The organism is Arcanobacterium urinimassiliense (assembly GCF_900119495.1).
GTDB classification, from domain to species: Bacteria; Actinomycetota; Actinomycetes; order Actinomycetales; family Actinomycetaceae; genus Arcanobacterium_A; species Arcanobacterium_A urinimassiliense.
Window position 1 is genome coordinate 1,150,598 of the sequence record NZ_LT632435.1, and the last position, 16,870, is coordinate 1,167,467.

General features: G+C 48.3%; 11 protein-coding genes and 1 tRNA gene. 4 read left to right on the forward strand and 8 right to left on the reverse strand.

All coding sequences use genetic code 11. The features are described 5' to 3' along the window. The first annotated feature begins 54 nt into the window (after nt 1–54). The 4 genes from BQ7117_RS05250 (at nt 55) to BQ7117_RS05265 (ending at nt 8,153) form a co-directional block, all read left to right on the forward strand. Nucleotides 55–1,239, forward strand: a complete 1,185-nt coding sequence (locus BQ7117_RS05250) for a phosphoribosylaminoimidazolecarboxamide formyltransferase (RefSeq protein WP_073996520.1) — start codon at nt 55–57, stop codon at nt 1,237–1,239. A gap of 47 nt (nt 1,240–1,286) precedes the next feature. Continuing rightward, nucleotides 1,287–2,564: a phosphoribosylamine--glycine ligase gene (gene purD, locus BQ7117_RS05255; protein WP_073996521.1), complete on the forward strand. Its 1,278-nt coding sequence runs from the start codon at nt 1,287–1,289 to the stop codon at nt 2,562–2,564. After that, the gene (locus BQ7117_RS05260; RefSeq protein ID WP_073996522.1) at nt 2,561–6,361 is read left to right on the forward strand and encodes a phosphoribosylformylglycinamidine synthase; all 3,801 of its coding nucleotides are present in this window, start codon (nt 2,561–2,563) and stop codon (nt 6,359–6,361) included. Before purD ends, BQ7117_RS05260 begins: the two co-directional genes overlap by 4 nt. An 88-nt stretch (nt 6,362–6,449) precedes the next feature. Continuing rightward, nucleotides 6,450–8,153: a formate--tetrahydrofolate ligase gene (locus tag BQ7117_RS05265; protein WP_073996523.1), complete on the forward strand. Its 1,704-nt coding sequence runs from the start codon at nt 6,450–6,452 to the stop codon at nt 8,151–8,153. Between the two features lie 84 nt (nt 8,154–8,237). On the opposite strand, the gene BQ7117_RS05270 is transcribed toward BQ7117_RS05265, so the two are convergent. The 8 genes from BQ7117_RS05270 to nadD form a co-directional block, all read right to left on the reverse strand. Continuing rightward, a complete protein-coding gene (locus BQ7117_RS05270; protein WP_073996524.1) occupies nt 8,238–8,504 on the reverse strand; it encodes a GlsB/YeaQ/YmgE family stress response membrane protein in 267 nt (88 codons plus the stop codon). A gap of 311 nt (nt 8,505–8,815) precedes the next feature. Continuing rightward, the gene (locus BQ7117_RS05275; RefSeq protein WP_073996525.1) at nt 8,816–10,663 is read right to left on the reverse strand and encodes a phosphoenolpyruvate carboxykinase (GTP); all 1,848 of its coding nucleotides are present in this window, start codon (nt 10,661–10,663) and stop codon (nt 8,816–8,818) included. A gap of 410 nt (nt 10,664–11,073) precedes the next feature. Beyond that, nucleotides 11,074–13,485 (reverse strand): LPXTG cell wall anchor domain-containing protein, encoded by a 2,412-nt coding sequence (locus BQ7117_RS05280; RefSeq protein WP_143273976.1) that lies wholly within the window; start codon nt 13,483–13,485, stop codon nt 11,074–11,076. Nucleotides 13,486–13,762: 277 nt separating this feature from the next. After that, a tRNA-Ala gene (locus tag BQ7117_RS05285) sits at nt 13,763–13,838 on the reverse strand. An 88-nt stretch (nt 13,839–13,926) separates the two neighbouring features. Then, nucleotides 13,927–14,586 (reverse strand): histidine phosphatase family protein, encoded by a 660-nt coding sequence (locus tag BQ7117_RS05290; protein WP_073996527.1) that lies wholly within the window; start codon nt 14,584–14,586, stop codon nt 13,927–13,929. A 9-nt stretch (nt 14,587–14,595) separates the two neighbouring features. Further along, nucleotides 14,596–15,027, reverse strand: a complete 432-nt coding sequence (rsfS, locus tag BQ7117_RS05295; protein ID WP_073996528.1) for a ribosome silencing factor — start codon at nt 15,025–15,027, stop codon at nt 14,596–14,598. Between the two features lie 126 nt (nt 15,028–15,153). Further along, nucleotides 15,154–16,158, reverse strand: a complete 1,005-nt coding sequence (locus BQ7117_RS05300; RefSeq protein ID WP_073996529.1) for a hypothetical protein — start codon at nt 16,156–16,158, stop codon at nt 15,154–15,156. Next, nucleotides 16,158–16,808: a nicotinate-nucleotide adenylyltransferase gene (gene nadD, locus BQ7117_RS05305; RefSeq protein ID WP_084790061.1), complete on the reverse strand. Its 651-nt coding sequence runs from the start codon at nt 16,806–16,808 to the stop codon at nt 16,158–16,160. Before nadD ends, BQ7117_RS05300 begins: the two co-directional genes overlap by 1 nt. Between the last annotated feature and the right edge of the window lie 62 nt (nt 16,809–16,870).

The following is a 16,870-nucleotide window of genomic DNA, read 5'->3' on the forward strand; positions in this document are numbered from 1 at the left end:
CTCCTCCCGGTAACCTCGCTAAAAAATTGCCAATAGAAAAGAGAAGTTAAGAATATGAAGTCTTTAGCTCTGAAATATGGAAATAACCCCCATCAACAGCCCGCCTATATCGATATGCCAGATGGCAATGATTTACCTTTAGCGGTACGCAACGGGCGGCCGGGTTATATTAATCTATTAGATGCGCTAAATTCCTGGCAACTGGTGCGCGAGCTGCGCACCGCCACCGGGCAAGCCTGCGCCGCTTCTTTTAAACACGTTTCTCCTACTTCCGCCGCGGTAGGCAAGCCGCTTTCTCCAGAGTTGAAAAAGGCAGTTTTTGTAGATGATATAGCTGGTTTAGATGATTCTCCGCTCGCTTGTGCCTATGCACGGGCCCGCGGCACCGACCGGCTCTGCTCTTTCGGGGATTTTATTGCACTTTCAGATATTTGCGATGTAACTACTGCGCAACTAATTCGCCGAGAAGTTTCCGATGGCGTGATTGCCCCTGGCTATGATCCAGCCGCTTTAGAAATTTTACGCGCGAAACGCGGGGGAAATTATACTGTCTTAGAAATTGACCCCGCTTATACCCCGGACGCAGAAGAAATAAAGACGGTATTTGGAATTCATTTCCATCAAGGGCGGAATGACCGGCAGATTGACGAATCTTTATTACAAGAGATAGTGACGAAAAATAAAAATTTGCCTCCGCAAGCCCGCTTAGATTTGATTATTGGCCTAATTACTTTGAAATATACTCAATCTAATTCAGTATGTTTTTCCTATGATGGGCAAGCCATTGGTGTGGGAGCCGGCCAGCAGTCTCGTATCCACTGCACTCGCTTAGCGGCTGGGAAAGCTGATACGTGGTTTCTCCGCCAGCATCCGCTGGTACTTGCCTTACCATTCCGCGCTGAACTCCACCGCGCCGAACGCGATAATCTGATTGACGGCTATATTAACCAGAACGAAGAAGATGTATGCGCTGAAGGCACGTGGCAACGGTATTTCACGAGCCGCCCCACCCCGCTGAGTGCGGAGATGAAGGCAGAATACCTGGAAAAAATTACCGGCGTGAGCCTCACTTCGGATGCTTTTTTCCCTTTTTCCGACAATATCAAGCGCGCAGCCAAAAGCGGCGTATCTTATGTAGCGCAACCGGGCGGCTCGATTCGAGACGATGCGGTAATTGCTGAATGTGATGAGCACGGAATAGTAATGGTCTTTAACCATCTACGGCTTTTCCATCACTGAGTTTTAGTTACCAGAAATTTCCATATGCACAAAGAAAGAAAATAGCTATGAAACTGAGCATTATTGGCAGCGGCGGGCGGGAATATGCAATCGCCCAAAAACTTTTAGCAGATAATCCCCAGCTGGAGTTGCACATATTGCCCGGAAATGCCGCAATGGAAGATTTTGCCTATATCCATCCGGAAATTACTGCAGAAGACATCACTGGGGTGCGCGAATTTTGCCAGAAAGAAAAAATTGATTTCTGCGTGGTCACCCCCGATAACCCGCTAGTGCTCGGTATGGTAGATGCTCTCGAAGAAGTGGGAATTCCCTGCTTTGGGCCTCGCCGTGCCGGAGCGATGCTGGAAGGCTCCAAGAGCTTCGCTAAAGAGTTTATGATGCGCCACGGCATTCCTACTGCTAAATATCAACATTTTACCGATTTTTCGGCCGCCTTAGAGTATGCCCGTAATTCCAGTTATCCTTTGGTGATTAAGGCTGATGGGCTAGCACTCGGCAAAGGTGTAGCTATTCCAGATAGTTTCACTGCCGCAGAAGAAGTACTGCGCGATTTCATGCTCGGGCAGAAATTTGGGGAATCGTCGCGGCAAGTGGTGATTGAAGAATATCTGACGGGGCCCGAAATTTCGGTACTCAGTTTCTGTGACGGTAAAACAATTAAACCCTTGGTATCTTCTATGGATCACAAGCGGATTTATGACGGCGATAAAGGGCCGAATACTGGCGGTATGGGAGTAATTGCCCCTAATCCCGTATTTAGCACTGCGGTGGCGCAAGAATTTCAAGAAAAAATCATGCTCCCTACTCTGGCCGGATTGCAGGCAGAGCATATCGATTTCCGGGGGTGTCTCTATTTTGGGCTAATGCTCACCGCTTCCGGGTTAAAAGTAATTGAGTATAATGCGCGCTTCGGCGATCCAGAAACGCAGGTAGTACTCCCCTTACTCCGCGGAAATCTCTTGGAAATTTTCCAGGCTGTGGCTCGGGGAGAACTCGAAAAAGTAAAAGTAGAATCCACCGCCCAGCATGCCGCCTGCGTAGTAATGGCGGCGGCGGGCTACCCGGGGCCGGTAGAAAAAGGGCAAGAAATTACCTATCCTCCAGAAATACTCCCCTATCTAGTATTTGCCGGAGTAAAGCGCAGCGCAGCCGGCACCCTGTTAAGTAACGGCGGGCGCGTAATTAACGTATTAGGATACGGCGATTCTCTAACAGCAGCACTGAATAAAGCCTATGAAAATGTAGAAAAAGTAAAGTTCGGCTCATGCCAGTTCCGCCGGGATATTGGCAAACGGGCTCTAGAGATTGAGGCAGGAAAATGATTTACCGAATTTATGTAGAAGCAAAAGCAGAAACTAATCCGGCAGCCGCCTCTTTAGCTGGCGAACTGCGAGAATTCTTAGGAATTCACAATTTAGTGGGTCTGCGCATTATTAATCGCTACGATGTGGAGGGAGTGAGCAGCAAAGTATTCCAATCCGCAGTTACTAATGTATTTGCCCAGCCCCCACTCGATAATTACTTTAGTGAATTAAAGATTCCCGCTAATACTACCGCTTTCGCTGTCAGCTATCTGCCGGGGCAGTACGATCAGCGGGCAGATTCAGCTGCGATTTGTATTCAGATGCTGGCACAGGTAGATAAACCGCTCGTCAATTATGCCTGCATATATCTGCTGGAAGGTGAGCTCACTAACGCCGAAATTGCCGAAATTAAAAAATATTTAATCAATCCGGTAGATTCCCAAGAAGTGGGATTGGAGATGCCGGAGAGCCTAGAGCTGCGCACTACTCCCCCCGCTCCTGTACCTATTATTGACGGCTTTACCTCTTATGATACGGAGCGTTTAGAAAAATACTTAGCAGATAATTCTTGCGCGATGGATTTAGCAGATTTGCAGCTAGTGCAGAGCTATTTCCAATCGGTGCAGCGCGATCCGAGCGAAACCGAATTAAAAGTAATTGACACCTATTGGTCTGACCATTGCCGGCATACTACCTTTAATACTGCCCTGCGCCAGGTAGAAATTGCAGATGCCCGCGTACAAGCCACCTACGATTCTTATCTGAAGATTAAGGAAGAAATTAACCCTGACCGCCCCGTCACTCTTATGAGTATGGCGACTATGGCGATGAAGCAATTGCGGCGGGAAGGGAAATTGGAGCAGCTGGATATTTCGGAAGAAATTAATGCTTGCACTATAAAAGTAGCGGTAGATGTAGACGGGAAAAACGAAGATTGGCTACTCCTTTTCAAAAACGAAACTCATAATCACCCCACTGAAATTGAGCCTTTTGGCGGTGCGGCTACCTGTATTGGTGGAGCAATTCGCGATCCACTTTCCGGGCGTTCTTACGTATATGCGGCTATGCGCGTCACAGGCGCAGCTGATCCGCTCACAAGCCGAGAAGATACTCTGCCTGGAAAATTACCGCAGCGGAAAATCGTAACTACCGCTGCCGATGGTTACTCATCTTATGGTAATCAAATAGGTTTGGCTACTTCATTTATTGATGAAGTATATGACCCCTCTTATGCCGCAAAGCGCCTGGAAATCGGGGCAGTTTTAGGAGCGGTACGGCAAGCAGATATTAAACGCGAGACTCCCATTCCGGGCGATATCGTAGTCCTAGTAGGCGGAGCTACTGGCCGGGATGGCATCGGCGGAGCTACTGGCTCTTCGCGAGCACATAATTTAGATTCCGTATCGGAATGTGGAGCACAGGTGCAAAAAGGTAATGCTCCAGAAGAGCGAAAATTGCAGCGACTTTTCCGCCGGCCAGAAGTGACGCGCTTCGTAAAGAAATGTAATGATTTCGGTGCGGGCGGCGTCTGTGTAGCGGTAGGAGAATTAGCTGCGGGTCTCGATATCCATTTAGATGCGGTTTATAAGAAATATGAGGGACTGAATGCTACCGAAATTGCGGTGAGCGAATCTCAAGAACGCATGGCGCTAGTAATCGCCAAAAAAGATTTAGCGGAGTTGGCCAAATACTGCGCAGAAGAAAATCTACGCTATGCAGTGGTGGCCGATGTGACGGCAGCACCAGTACTAAGAATGAGCTATCAGGGGCAAGAAGTGGTGAATATTGAGCGCTCTTTCCTCGATACAAATGGCGCTCCGAAGCAGATAGATGTGAAAGTAGCCGAGCCGAAAGCAGCTACGCGGGCGGAAGCAAATACCGCAGAAATATCTGCTCATGCGGATTGGCGCAGCCGCTTAGCCGATATGCTTACCGATTTGAATCACTGCGCGAAAGAAGGCCTAATTCAGCAATTTGATTCCACTATTGGAGCCGGCACCGTGCTCATGCCTTTAGGAGGAAAGCTACAAAAGACCCCTATTCAAGCTATGGTACATAAATTCCCGGTATTGGGAGCAGAAACCACTACTTGCTCCGTCATGGCTTATGGCTTCAATCCCACTATCAGTAAAGCTGACCCCTACCGCGGCGCTTATGAAGCCGTAATAGATTCAGTAGCGAAAGTAGTAGCGGCAGGAGGAGATCCCGCGCAGGTACACTTAAGTTTTCAAGAGTACTTCCCCTCTCTCCAAACAGATCCAGAGAAATGGGGTCTGCCTTTCGCTTCACTTATGGGGGCCTTTCAAGCCCAGCTAGATTTAGAGATGGCCGCAATCGGTGGCAAAGATTCCATGAGCGGCACTTTCGAAAATTTAGAAGTGATTCCTACTCTGGTATCTTTTGCCGTCACCTTAGCCCAACTTGATCAGGTGATTTCCCCGGAGCTGAAAGAAGCAGGCGGAAAATTACTAGTTGCTGCCCCGCGCAAAGGCACCAAACTTTCTAAGGCGTATTTCCTGAAAGTAGCTCAGCTGCTGGCGAGCGGAAAGATCCGGGCTGCCTACTCTTTGACTGGTTCTTCGATTCATGAAGCAGCTTTCAAAATGGCACTCGGAAACCAGCTAGGAGTTCAATTTAACTCTGATTTTGCGCCAGAGACGGGGTTTGTCCCTATTTGTGGCGGCTTCCTGCTCGAGGCAGCGGCAGATTTTTCACCTCATCCAGCCGAAGAAGAATTAGTAGAGATACAAGAAATCGGAGAAGTAATTTCTCCGTATGAGTTACGGGCAGCTGGACAAAAAGTAGCTATTGCCGAGCTCCAAAAAGGCTATGAGGCCAAGTTGGAACCGGTCTATCACGTACATACTCCAGCTCCGGATGCGGGGTCTGGGGCTAATTCTTCATCGGCAGCAGACTCACTAGCAGACTCTCTAGCACCGGTAAATTCCACCCCCGCGCTCCGGCCAGAGGTCAAAAGCTATCCGTGGATTAAAAACAACCTGCCCGCCCGCAAATATAGCGGTCAGCCGCACCCTAATCCCCAAGTACTAATTCCGGTATTCCCTGGCACTAACTGTGAATTTGATACGGCACGGGCTTGGGAAAAGGCTGGGGCCAAAGCAGATATTATGGTCGTCAAGAGCCTTACAGTGGCGGATATTGAAAGAAGTATTAGCGAGTTTGCTGCTAAGTTGGCAGCAGCGCAGATTCTTTTCATTCCGGGTGGTTTCTCGGGCGGTGATGAACCAGATGGATCAGCTAAGTTCATTACTTCGTTTATGCGCAATGAACAGGTAGCAGAGGAAATTAACCAGTTGCTGGAAGAACGCGATGGGCTAATTGGTGGCATCTGCAACGGCTTTCAAGCTTTAATTAAATTAGGGCTACTCCCCACTGGGCGAATTTGTGAACCAAAAGTTGATATGCCTACTCTCACTTATAATACGATTGAGCGCCACCAATCGGGAATCGTCAATGTGCGTATCTGCAATACGAGCAGTCCGTGGCTGCAAAAAACTGAAATGGGCGCAATTTATCAAGTGCCCATATCGCATGGTGAAGGGCGAATCGTCGGAGAAGTAAAAGCGCAGAATATAGCCACCCAATATGTGGATTTAGCGGGCACTCCGACTTCTGATATTCGATTCAATCCAAATGATTCACAGCTAGCTATCGAAGGAATGGTATCTGATTGTGGGCGTATTTTTGGAAAGATGGGGCACGCAGAACGTTTCTCCGCTGGCACCTATCAAAATGTACCCGGCCGTTATGATATGCAAATTTTTGCGGCGGCAGTGGATTACTTTCGTAGCTAATTCCGGTATATAGCCAATTGGAAGAATGTGGAATATACCGCGAAAAGCTTCGGCCAAAATAGCACTCAGCAGTGGAGGATTCATTTAAGTGGCGCAACTATCCGATATTGAGATTGCCCAGCAATCCCAGCTTCGCCCTATTACAGAGATTGCCGCAAAACTGGGAATCGACGCAAAATACCTCGTACCCTATGGGCGTGCTAAAGCAAAGCTAGATTTACAGTTGATAAATGACGAGCAGATTACCCGTAATAAGCTTGTGCTGGTGACCGCGATGTCTCCTACTCCGGCCGGAGAAGGAAAAACTACCACCACAATTGGACTAGCGGATGGTTTAGCGCACATCGGAAAACGAGTATGTGCAGCCTTACGTGAGCCTTCTTTGGGGCCAGTTTTCGGCTTGAAAGGCGGCGCCTGCGGAGGTGGCTATGCGCAGGTGCTTCCGATGGAAGATATAAATCTACATTTTACCGGCGATTTTCACGCTATTTCAGCAGCCAATAATCTACTAGCCGCCCTGCTAGATAACCATATCTACCAAGGAAATGAGCTCCGTATCGACCCTCAGCGCATCGTCTTGAAGCGCTGCCTCGATATGAACGACCGCCAATTGCGTAATATCGTAGATGGTCGGGGAAAGACCAGCGACGGGCGAGAACGCGAAGACGGCTTTGAAATTACTGTAGCTACCGAAGTGATGGCTATTTTTTGCTTAGCTTCTTCCTTAGCTGATCTAAAACGCCGGTTGGGGAAAATAATCGTCGCCTATAATGAAGACGGCAAACCGGTGACGGCCGCTGATTTACAGGCAGCTGGAGCCATGACGGCCTTGCTTAGAGAAGCCTTATTACCGAATTTAGTGCAGAGTATAGAAGGGACGCCGGTGATTATGCACGGTGGACCTTTTGCTAATATCGCCCACGGATGTAATTCAATTATTGCCACAAAAATGGCGCGTTCTCTCAGCTCTTACACAGTTACAGAAGCCGGTTTCGGGGCAGATTTAGGGGCCGAAAAATTTATCGATATCAAGTGCCGCCTAAGTGGTATGCAGCCAGATTGCGCCGTAGTAGTGGGCACAATTCGCGCCTTAAAAATGCACGGCGGAGTAGATACGAAGGATTTAGAGTATGAAAATTTGCCTGCCTTACAGGCGGGGCTGCCTAACTTACTGCGCCATATTTCCACTTTGCAGAATGTATTTAATCTGCCAGTTGTGGTGGCTTTAAACGTATTTCCCAGCGATACGGCGGCAGAAATAGCTTTGGCTAGCACCGAATGTGCAAAGCTTGGAGTGAAGCTAGTGAACTCTACGGTATGGGCAGATGGAGGAGCTGGCGGAGAGGAGCTAGCTCAGGAAGTGGTGCGCCTCTGCGAAGAAAATAAAGGAAACGAAACAGGCCGCAAAAATTTGGATCTGCTTCGCTTTGCTTATCCACTTGGAATGCCGATAGCCGAAAAACTTAATCTGCTAGTGCAGAACGTATACGGCGGTTCCGGAGTAGATATTGCTCCGGCAGCGCGGCGAGAAATTTCTCAGCTCACAGAGTTAGGCTTTGCAGATTTACCTATATGCATGGCGAAGACCCAATATAGCTTCTCAGATAATCCCCAGCTCCGTGGAGCTCCGCGTGATTTCCAGGTGCATGTGCGGCATATTAAAGTAAATGCGGGTGCTGGTTTCTTGGTGGCTTATTCGGGAAGCCTGCTAACTATGCCGGGGCTTCCGAAAGTACCAGCCGCAAATTCTATTGACGTAGCTGAAGATGGCCGTATTACGGGGCTTTCTTAGGGTAAAAAATACCCTCTGAAAGGTCGAAACCATCCAGAGGGTAAGAAAATTTTTCTTTAGAAAATATATTTTTGCTACAGGGGCTTACTTCTTATCTTTTGCAGAAAAACCCATGTAGATTCCGATAAGTACCATAGCAGCGATTATCGATACGATCCACTGTATCCAGGAAATACCGCCGTTCGCATTAGAGTAACCAAATAGGCCTACTATCCAGCCTCCTAGCCCCGCTCCTAAGGCACCGAGGATAATAGTCCACAGAATACCAATAGGCTGTTCACCTTTCTTAAAGAATCGGGCTAAGGCTCCTACTATAGCACCGGTAATAATCATTCCAATTAGCTGACCCATGAAACGCTCCTTTCTTATTCGCGTTTGTTTTCGTCAGCTACTGCAGTAAATTTCTTTCACTCCAGTAGTTCTATTCCAGTTTATCAAAAATACAACAGATATTTTAATTTTGAACTTTCTTGCGATGTGTTATACATATAAGGAATTCTATAAAGTGGCTATGCGAAAAATTTCTGCCTAACTTTATTCGCTTATTAGTTAAGGCTAGATAGAAACTGGCGGGTTAATCCCAACAGGAGCCGTAACTACCCGCTGGAATTAACCCGCCTAGAGGAAATCCACCCGTCGCTAGTACAAAACCAGATGGCCAATTAGGCGTTAAACGCCTGTGCTATCCGCTCGTGCGCGGCCCAGATTTGCTCAGGTAGATTCTTGAACTGTGCAAGGTGTTCGCGGCGGTAGTCCATCTCCTTTTTCCACAGTTCAGTGTCAATGGAAAGAAGCTTATCCAGATCGGCGTCGTCACCTTCGAAACCATCCAGATTTAGCTCTTCCTTCTTCGGCAAAATACCTACCGGCGTTTGCACGCCCTCAGCGCGTCCTTCCTTAACATCTAGCAACCAAAGCAGCGCCCGCAGGTTGTCGCGGTAGCCAGGCCAGAGAAAGTGGCCGTCTTCCGGATCGCGTTGGAACCAGTTCACGTGCGCAAAAATAGGCTGTTCCCTCGCGGAACCAATCATCTCCAACCAGTGGGCCGCGTAGTCCCCTTCGGGGTAGGACATGAAGGGGCGCATCGACATCGGATCATAACGCAACACGCCTTCCTTGCCCTCGGCCGCGAAAGTAGCCTGGGCACCCAGGGTCAAACCGTCGTAAACCCCCTCGGTTAGGTCGGTGATTGCCCGAATAAGCGGCTCCCTGTCCTTTACTCGTCCGCCAAAGATGATGGCGTCAATTGGCACACCTTGCGGTTCTTCATAGTCGGGGGCCACGTTGGGCACGTTAGCCAAAGACGTGGTGAAGCGGGAATTGGGGTGTGCCCACTCGTCGCCCTTGGCCTCGGAGCGTTGCCGATCGGCCGGGCGGTCGGAAATCTTTTCGCCCTTCCAATCCAGCCAGCCAGTAACATCTTCGGGGTAATCCGGGGTCTTACCTTCCCACCACAGCTCTTGGGTTTCGGGGTTGTAAGCGACATTGGTGAAGAGCGTCTTCGAGCCTTCTTTGATGGCGTCCATGGCGGTGGGATTAGAGTTCCAGTTGGTGTCCTTTGCCACGCCGAACGCGCCGTATTCTGGGTTCATGCCGTAAAGCTTGCCGTCTTCGCCAACGCGCAACCACACGATGTCATCGCCGTAGAAGTAAACTTCGTAGCGCTCCCCCAAAGCGTCGGGGGCTAGCATCATAGCGAGATTGGTTTTACCGGAAGCTGAGGGGAAGCCGCCGCACACGTAGTAGGTGCGATTCTTGAGCTTATCCTTAATACCGATCAACATGAACTGTTCGGAAAGGAATTCCCCGGAAGCCCAGCCATCGTAAGAGGCTTGGCGCAGACCGTGGGCAATCTTCCCGAGCAGCGCGTTGCCGCCGTAGGAGGAACCGAAATGCAAAATTGTGCGCTCGTCGGCCACCGTGGCAAACAGGCGCTTATCCTTATCGGTACCCTGCCCCAAGTTCTCCAGGTCGCCGGTCACGTGCACTGCACGCACGAATTGTCCCGGATCTTCCAAATTGTTCAGGTGTTCTATGCCAACCCGAGCCATGCGGATCATGTGCAGAACCACGGTGAGGTTGTCGGTAAGCTCCACCCCGCGAGCCCACTTTTCTAGCGGCGATTTCGGCGGTGCCATCAAGTAGGGCACCACGTACATTGTTTTACCCCGGGAGGCCCCCTTCATGCTTTCCAGCTGCCGGGCAGTTACTTCCGTGGCGTCGTACCAGTTGTTGTAGATTCCGGCTTCCTGCGGATTGTGGGTGGCAACGACGGTGCGTTCCTCGCTGCGCGCCGTGTCCTTGTAGTAGGAACGGGAGTAGTAGAGTCCATCGCCCGCAGGTGCGATTTCACCGGTGGATAGGCCTTCAGTGATGAGCCGGTCGTCATCCTTTGCAGAAATGACTTCGATGGCAGCGGGTTCGGTAATTCCGGCCCAGTACGCTACGTACTCAGCTACTGCAGGATTTTTCAGCCCGGCGTCGCTGAGAATCTTGGCAATATTATCCATATTTACACTCCTATTTTCGGTAGTCTGAACAATAATTTTAGTTTAACCGAAAATTTTGAAGCGAATTTGGATTTAAGTCCCGCCTAGAAGAAATATGGTTTACATCGGGATAATCCTTGGCAGGTAAGGAGTTTCATTAGCTGGCAAATCTAACCGGCACTTACGTTATAGCAAAACAATTATTTCTCACATTCCACCTCTTTCACTAGATCAAGATAGGCATGTTCTTTTCCGCCGTGCAGGCAAGTAATCCCGGCTGAATCACCCGTGTAATCGGCATACGGCGCAAAATAGCGCTGCCATACTTCTCATCCAGCTCCATTGCATAGAGCGAAACCGCCCATACGCAAAACACATATGGGCGGTTTCAATTATCTATTTCTTAGATCTTAGCTATCTATTTTTAGATTTTAGCGTTCGATTCTTCTCTTTCTATTCAGAGTAAGAGCTCCACCGGACGCAAGGAGGATTGCAGAAGCAAGCGCGGAGAATGCGATTTCTGCTCCCGTCTTAGGAAGAGAAGAATTGCCCTTCTTCCCCGCTGCGTTACCACCCGGAGTTGAACCTTTCGCATCCGGAGCAGGAGCGGGAATGTCTTCCCAGACAGCTTCTACCTTGGTGTCTTCCTTAACCGTAATCTCATCACCAGGAGCATACTCAGTATCGCCAATCTTCCAGCCCTTAAACTTCTGATTCTCAGGAGCAGTAAAGCCATTAGCAACCAACTTATAAGTGCTGCCCTTCTTCATAGTCGCACCTTCTGTTGCACCGGTACCGCCGTTACCGTCGTAGGTGACAGTGACCTGGATGTCTTTCCAGATAGCTTTAACTACCGTATCTGCCTTGACTATAAATTTGTCATTAGCAGCATATTCTTTGTCGCCTATCTGCCAGGTCTTAAATTCTTGATTCTCATTAGGAGCAGTAAAGATATTAGCCAAAATTGCATACTCAACGCCCTTGTTCAGAGTCTTCCCAGCCATACTGCCCTTACCACCGTTGCGGTCATAGCTGACAGTGGCAGTTTCGAGCGTCTTGGTTGCCGGAGCTGAATCAAGCTTATCGGTGTCACCCTCCAGACCGCCTTTATCTTTCGCTTTTGCCGTGACAGTTCCACCAACTTCGATGTCTTCAACTTTCAGAGTAATCACACCGGTGTTCGCATCAACCGTGGCATTATCTGCTGACCAAGTGGTCTTACCGGAAGCTTCGTCCACAGTTCGCGTTGCGGTGACGGTTTTCTCTGCTCCAGAAGCATCCTTATAGGTGACGGTGTAAGACAGCAAGTCGGTATCATCACCGGGATCTTTATAAGCCGGTGGAGTAATGGTAACTTTGCCAGTATCCGTATCTACCGCAATCGCAGGAGAATTAGGTTTGATATTTTTCACCAGATCCTTGGCTGGGATTGTTCCTTTTGGTTCAGCTCCGTCTTTTACCTTGACTGAACCATCTGCATTTTTTACAGGTACCGGATTCCAATTACTATCATAAGTAACTTCCGCATCATTACCGCTAAATATCTTAACGTTTCCGTTGTCATCAAATTGTATAACTGCCGGAACCCCATCCCAGTCTCCAGTCCCATCGGGAAGTTTAGATGTACCATTTACCGTATTGGCATCTCGAATAGCTTTCTCGATGGCTTTTTTATCGGCATCAGTTAATTTGTGAGGATCCCTCACGGCGACTTTGTCGGGGGTTGTTATTACCGGCTCAGACTTCGCGCAAGAACGGAATTTATGTGGCTCTTTGACAAGGATACCGAACTCTTTTCCGAGTTTTAAATCGTTAACCTTATCATTGATTGGGAAAGTAACTGTTGTTCCGTCTTTGGATACTGTTTGAGACATATCATCTGAGGTAGATTTGTCCACTTTGCAGCTTCCATTTTCGCTAAAATTCTTGTCCTCTCCATCCGTAAAATTTTTGACAAAATAAAATTTCGTACCTTCGGCAACCTCTTTATCAAGCGTAACGATAATCTGTCCGTCTGTTACCTGAACTTTTTGTATTGTCGGAGCGGCAGATGTATCCGTTACCGTTTCGATTTTTAGGTCCGTAGCTTCAACTTTGCCTGATGTCGAACCATCAGTATAAGTTACTTCATAATAAGCATGGTCAGTACCATCAATAGAAAACTCAACTGATTTAATATCCCCTGCTATTGCAGTGTTTGCATCTTTCAACATTTGAACAGCTTCTGCTTGTTCATCTGTACTAACTTGGTTGGATGAAGTTTGTTCTATCCAAATTTCACCTTTTGGCATTTTCAAATCATCTTTATGCTGATCCTTTAAAGATGGTTGAACCTCAATAGTGATGGTCTTAGAGGTCTCGCCTACTTCCGTCACAGTTACCTTGTCACCTTCGGCAAGGGCACTACCTAAAGTTACACTCCATTTTGTTTTTCGCTCGGTGGGTGGGATAGAGACCGTTTTTTCTTCGGTTCCTCCGGCTTTGCGATTCACAGTTACAGTAATCGTAAAGGTTAGGTTTTTATGTGTCCGTTGACCTTTACCCATTTTTATGTCTCCGGAAATAGTTTTATTGCCGACAGATATTGTATCGACCTTCGGCTCGCCCGCTGCACGCACACTTTGGCTAGCGAGCGGTTCACTTATCTCTAAATCTTCTGCCTGCACCAAAGCTGGCATAGCCAGCGTAAAGCATAAGGCACAGAAAAGAAACATAGTTAGCAGTTTCCGGTAAATACTGCCGCGTTTACGCGCTAATTCACCCGAATTCTCTGCGGAAAAAACTTCGGATTTATTTTGAAAGTTAAGCATAGTGCATTCCAACATATCTTCATTTACAGACAATACAAGGCAATTCTATCATCTCCGTTTTAAAAGATATATCCTTCAATAAATGGTGAGGTATCTTATGTAAATCCAGCAGATAAATTGTAGGATAGGAAAACCGTAGTACGGATATTTTTACCTCGAACTTTTTATTTAAATACAAATTAACGAGTAGCTATTTTTGCAATAAAATTTGCGCGCTAAAAGCAAGACTACAAAACCTTAAAACAAATAAACGAATAAAATTGAGCGTTCATAGAAAAAAGCTTCTGCCTAGAAAACCTAGCAGAAGCACTGGTGGAGCATAGGGGATTCGAACCCCTGACCTCTTCCATGCCATGGAAGCGCGCTACCAACTGCGCCAATGCCCCGCAGAATTAAAATAATTCAGCCAACTGTTTAATGATATGCAGAGCGCAGAAATTTTGCCACTTCGCATCTCAGATTAGGCGGTGATTCTCACCACGGGCGATCAAATACCGCTGTATCGGCATATTTTCTATTGTAGGTGCTGATTCTCCACGGCGGATTAGCTCCTATCCGCGGCACGAGCACTGACCAATGGCAATTATCCATTCCTTGAAAACCCACCCACGTAGAGGGATTCATGCCAAGCAAGCTCATAATACCGTTGGCACTAACTCCCCCATGCGATACGAAAACTAGATTTTCTTCGCGCCCGGAATCAGCTTTTTCTACCGTTGCCACTGCATCTAGTACTGCATCACGAAAACGAATTCCACAGTGTTCGCGCGTCTCCAGCCCCACTCCATCCGGCTGTTCCCCGCGCCTCCAAACTTGCCACTGCTCGTACCAGCCGGCTTTGATTTCTTCATTAGTGAGCCCTTCCCATAACCCATAGCTGCGCTCGCTGAGCCGCTCATCAACTTCGAGAGGTACTCCCGCTAATTCCTGTAATACAGCTGCCGTAGCTCGCGCGCGCCGCAGATGTGAAGTATAGATTCGCGTAGGGTGAAGTTTCAGTAATTCTGGTGCAACCTCTTGCGCCTGGAGCACGCCAGCTTCATTCAGAGGATTATCGGTAGAGCCTTGAATGCGCAGCTGGATATTCTGATCAGTCTGCCCATGCCGCCAAAATATTAATCGCTTTATAGTCATATGCTCCAGCTATTCCGATCCTAAATCAGTAAAATCAAAATAATTAGCCAACGGTATCTCAGCCGCCGGAGCCGCCTTTATATCTTCTGGCAAAGCTATACTCGGGCAATCTCCCCACAATTTATCCAAGGCGTAGTGGGCAAGATCTTCTTCTTGCTGAACATGCACCATAACTTCACCATAATCCAGCAATACCCAGCGCGCTTCCCCTTCTAGGCCTTCGCGCCGCAGCCGCTTATATCCTGCTTTGCCGAGTGTTTCTTCCACTTTGTCCACAATTGCTCGTACTTGCCGTTCCGTGGATCCAGCTAAAATCAAGAAGACATCCGTCAGCACCATCCGCTCCGACACGTCTAAAGCCTGCAGAGAAGTAGCTTTCACTTCCGCAGCGCCGCGCGCGGCCAGTATCGTCATTTCAATTGCTTTATCTGTAGCGCTCACTATTCCCTTTCCTCAGCGGCAATTTTTCTCACTTCTCCGCCACATTATTTTCACCGCAAACACTTAAACAACTATTTTTCCATAGTTGCGCTAGCTTTTCCGCTTTTATATTTCCAAAGAGCTTCTCTAGAGTAATAGCGCGGTGCTCACCGCAAAATCACTTAGTTCTCCCGCGGCACTGAAAAAGAATAAATTTATTAGCGAGCCGCCTAGATAGCCGACAATAATCCCGATTGCTATGAGCACGAATAGCACAAACCAGGCTCGGCGGGAAGAACGCTCCCCACCGCTGTTAGCTTTCTTTTCTTTATCGCTCTTTTCGGATTTTATCTCCGCTGCTTTTTCTTCTACGGCAGCGGCGGCTTTTGTATCCACCTTTTTTGCTGGCTCTACTGATTCTGCTGGCTCGGCTACCTCTACAAGCTCTGCCGCTGCTACTTTTCCGCCCGCTACGCTCTCCTCGCTAGCTGCTGCTTCCAGATTTTCATCTGCAGAATTTTCCTCATGCGCAGTGGCAGCAGAATCGTCTGCCGCTTTCCCACTCGGCACCTCTGGAGCAGCTGCCTCTACTTCTTCTGCAGATATTTCTTCTGCCGCAGGGCTCTCATTCGCTTTAATCTTATCGCGCCGCGTACGCATCACCAGCCGCTCACGCAAGCTACGCGGAGCGGCGTCGTTATCAGCATCCGTTGCTAAAGCTGCATCCAAATCTATATCAGCATCCGCAGCCGCATCTGCATCAGCAGTTGCTTCTTTATCCAGCTCTTTCTCAGGTGTAGCGGTGCTTTCGGGTTTTTCGGTAAGTTTTTCCGCCGCAGCTGGCTGCACTACAATTGGCTCCTCCGCCGTTATTACCGGTGATTCTCCATTCGCTGTACTTGCCGGCGTTTCCACTTCTCCGTCTTCACTTTGAAAACGCGAAAATACGGATTTCCGCTCTAACTTTTCCGGCGCCTCTGCTGCCGCCCGAGCTGCAGCACGCAGCTTCTCTGCCTCACGTAATTCTTTTCGAGATGGACGGCGCAAACGCAGCTCTTGCGTATCAGTAAGAGAAGGAGCATCAGGAGATTTAACTTCCAATTTTCCCAACTCACGTAGCTGTTTACGAGTTAAACGCGGGGTATCGCTCATTACAGTCCCTTTCCTTCAAACTCTTCTAACTTCTCTTCTGTAGCTTCCGAAATACCGGCACCACTTAAAGCAGTAGTATCTAACTGCCCGTCCTGATACAAATTATACTTACTAATATATTGTACGACGCCATCTGGCACTAAATACCACACCGGCCGATTGTTATGCGCCCGGTGGCGAATATCGGTAGAAGAAATAGCCATAGCTGGCACTTCCAGAAGGGTAATCCCGTCTGCCGGCAATCCCGAGATATCTAGCTTATGCCCGGGGCGAGTGACCCCTACGAAATGCGCCAATTCCCAAAGTTCATCATTATTTTTCCATCGCAGTATCTGCGGAAGTACATCTGCACCAGTGATAAAAAATAAATCAGCATCTGGATACTGTTTAGAGAAATCTCGCAGCGTATCGATTGTATAGGTAATACCGCCTCTATCGATATCTACACGCGATACGGAAAAACGCGGATTATTAGCTGTAGCAATCACCGCCATTAAATACCGGTGCTCAGCGTAAACCACCTTTGCATCCTGCTTGAAAGGTTGCTGGCCAGTAGGCACAAACACCACTTCGTCTAAAGAAAAATAGTGCTGCACTTCCGATGCTGCCACCAAGTGCCCGTTATGGATAGGATCAAAAGTACCACCCATAATTCCAATACGGCGACGCCCCGGCGCGGGATTTACATTATTCGAGGTGAAAGCGTTTATTT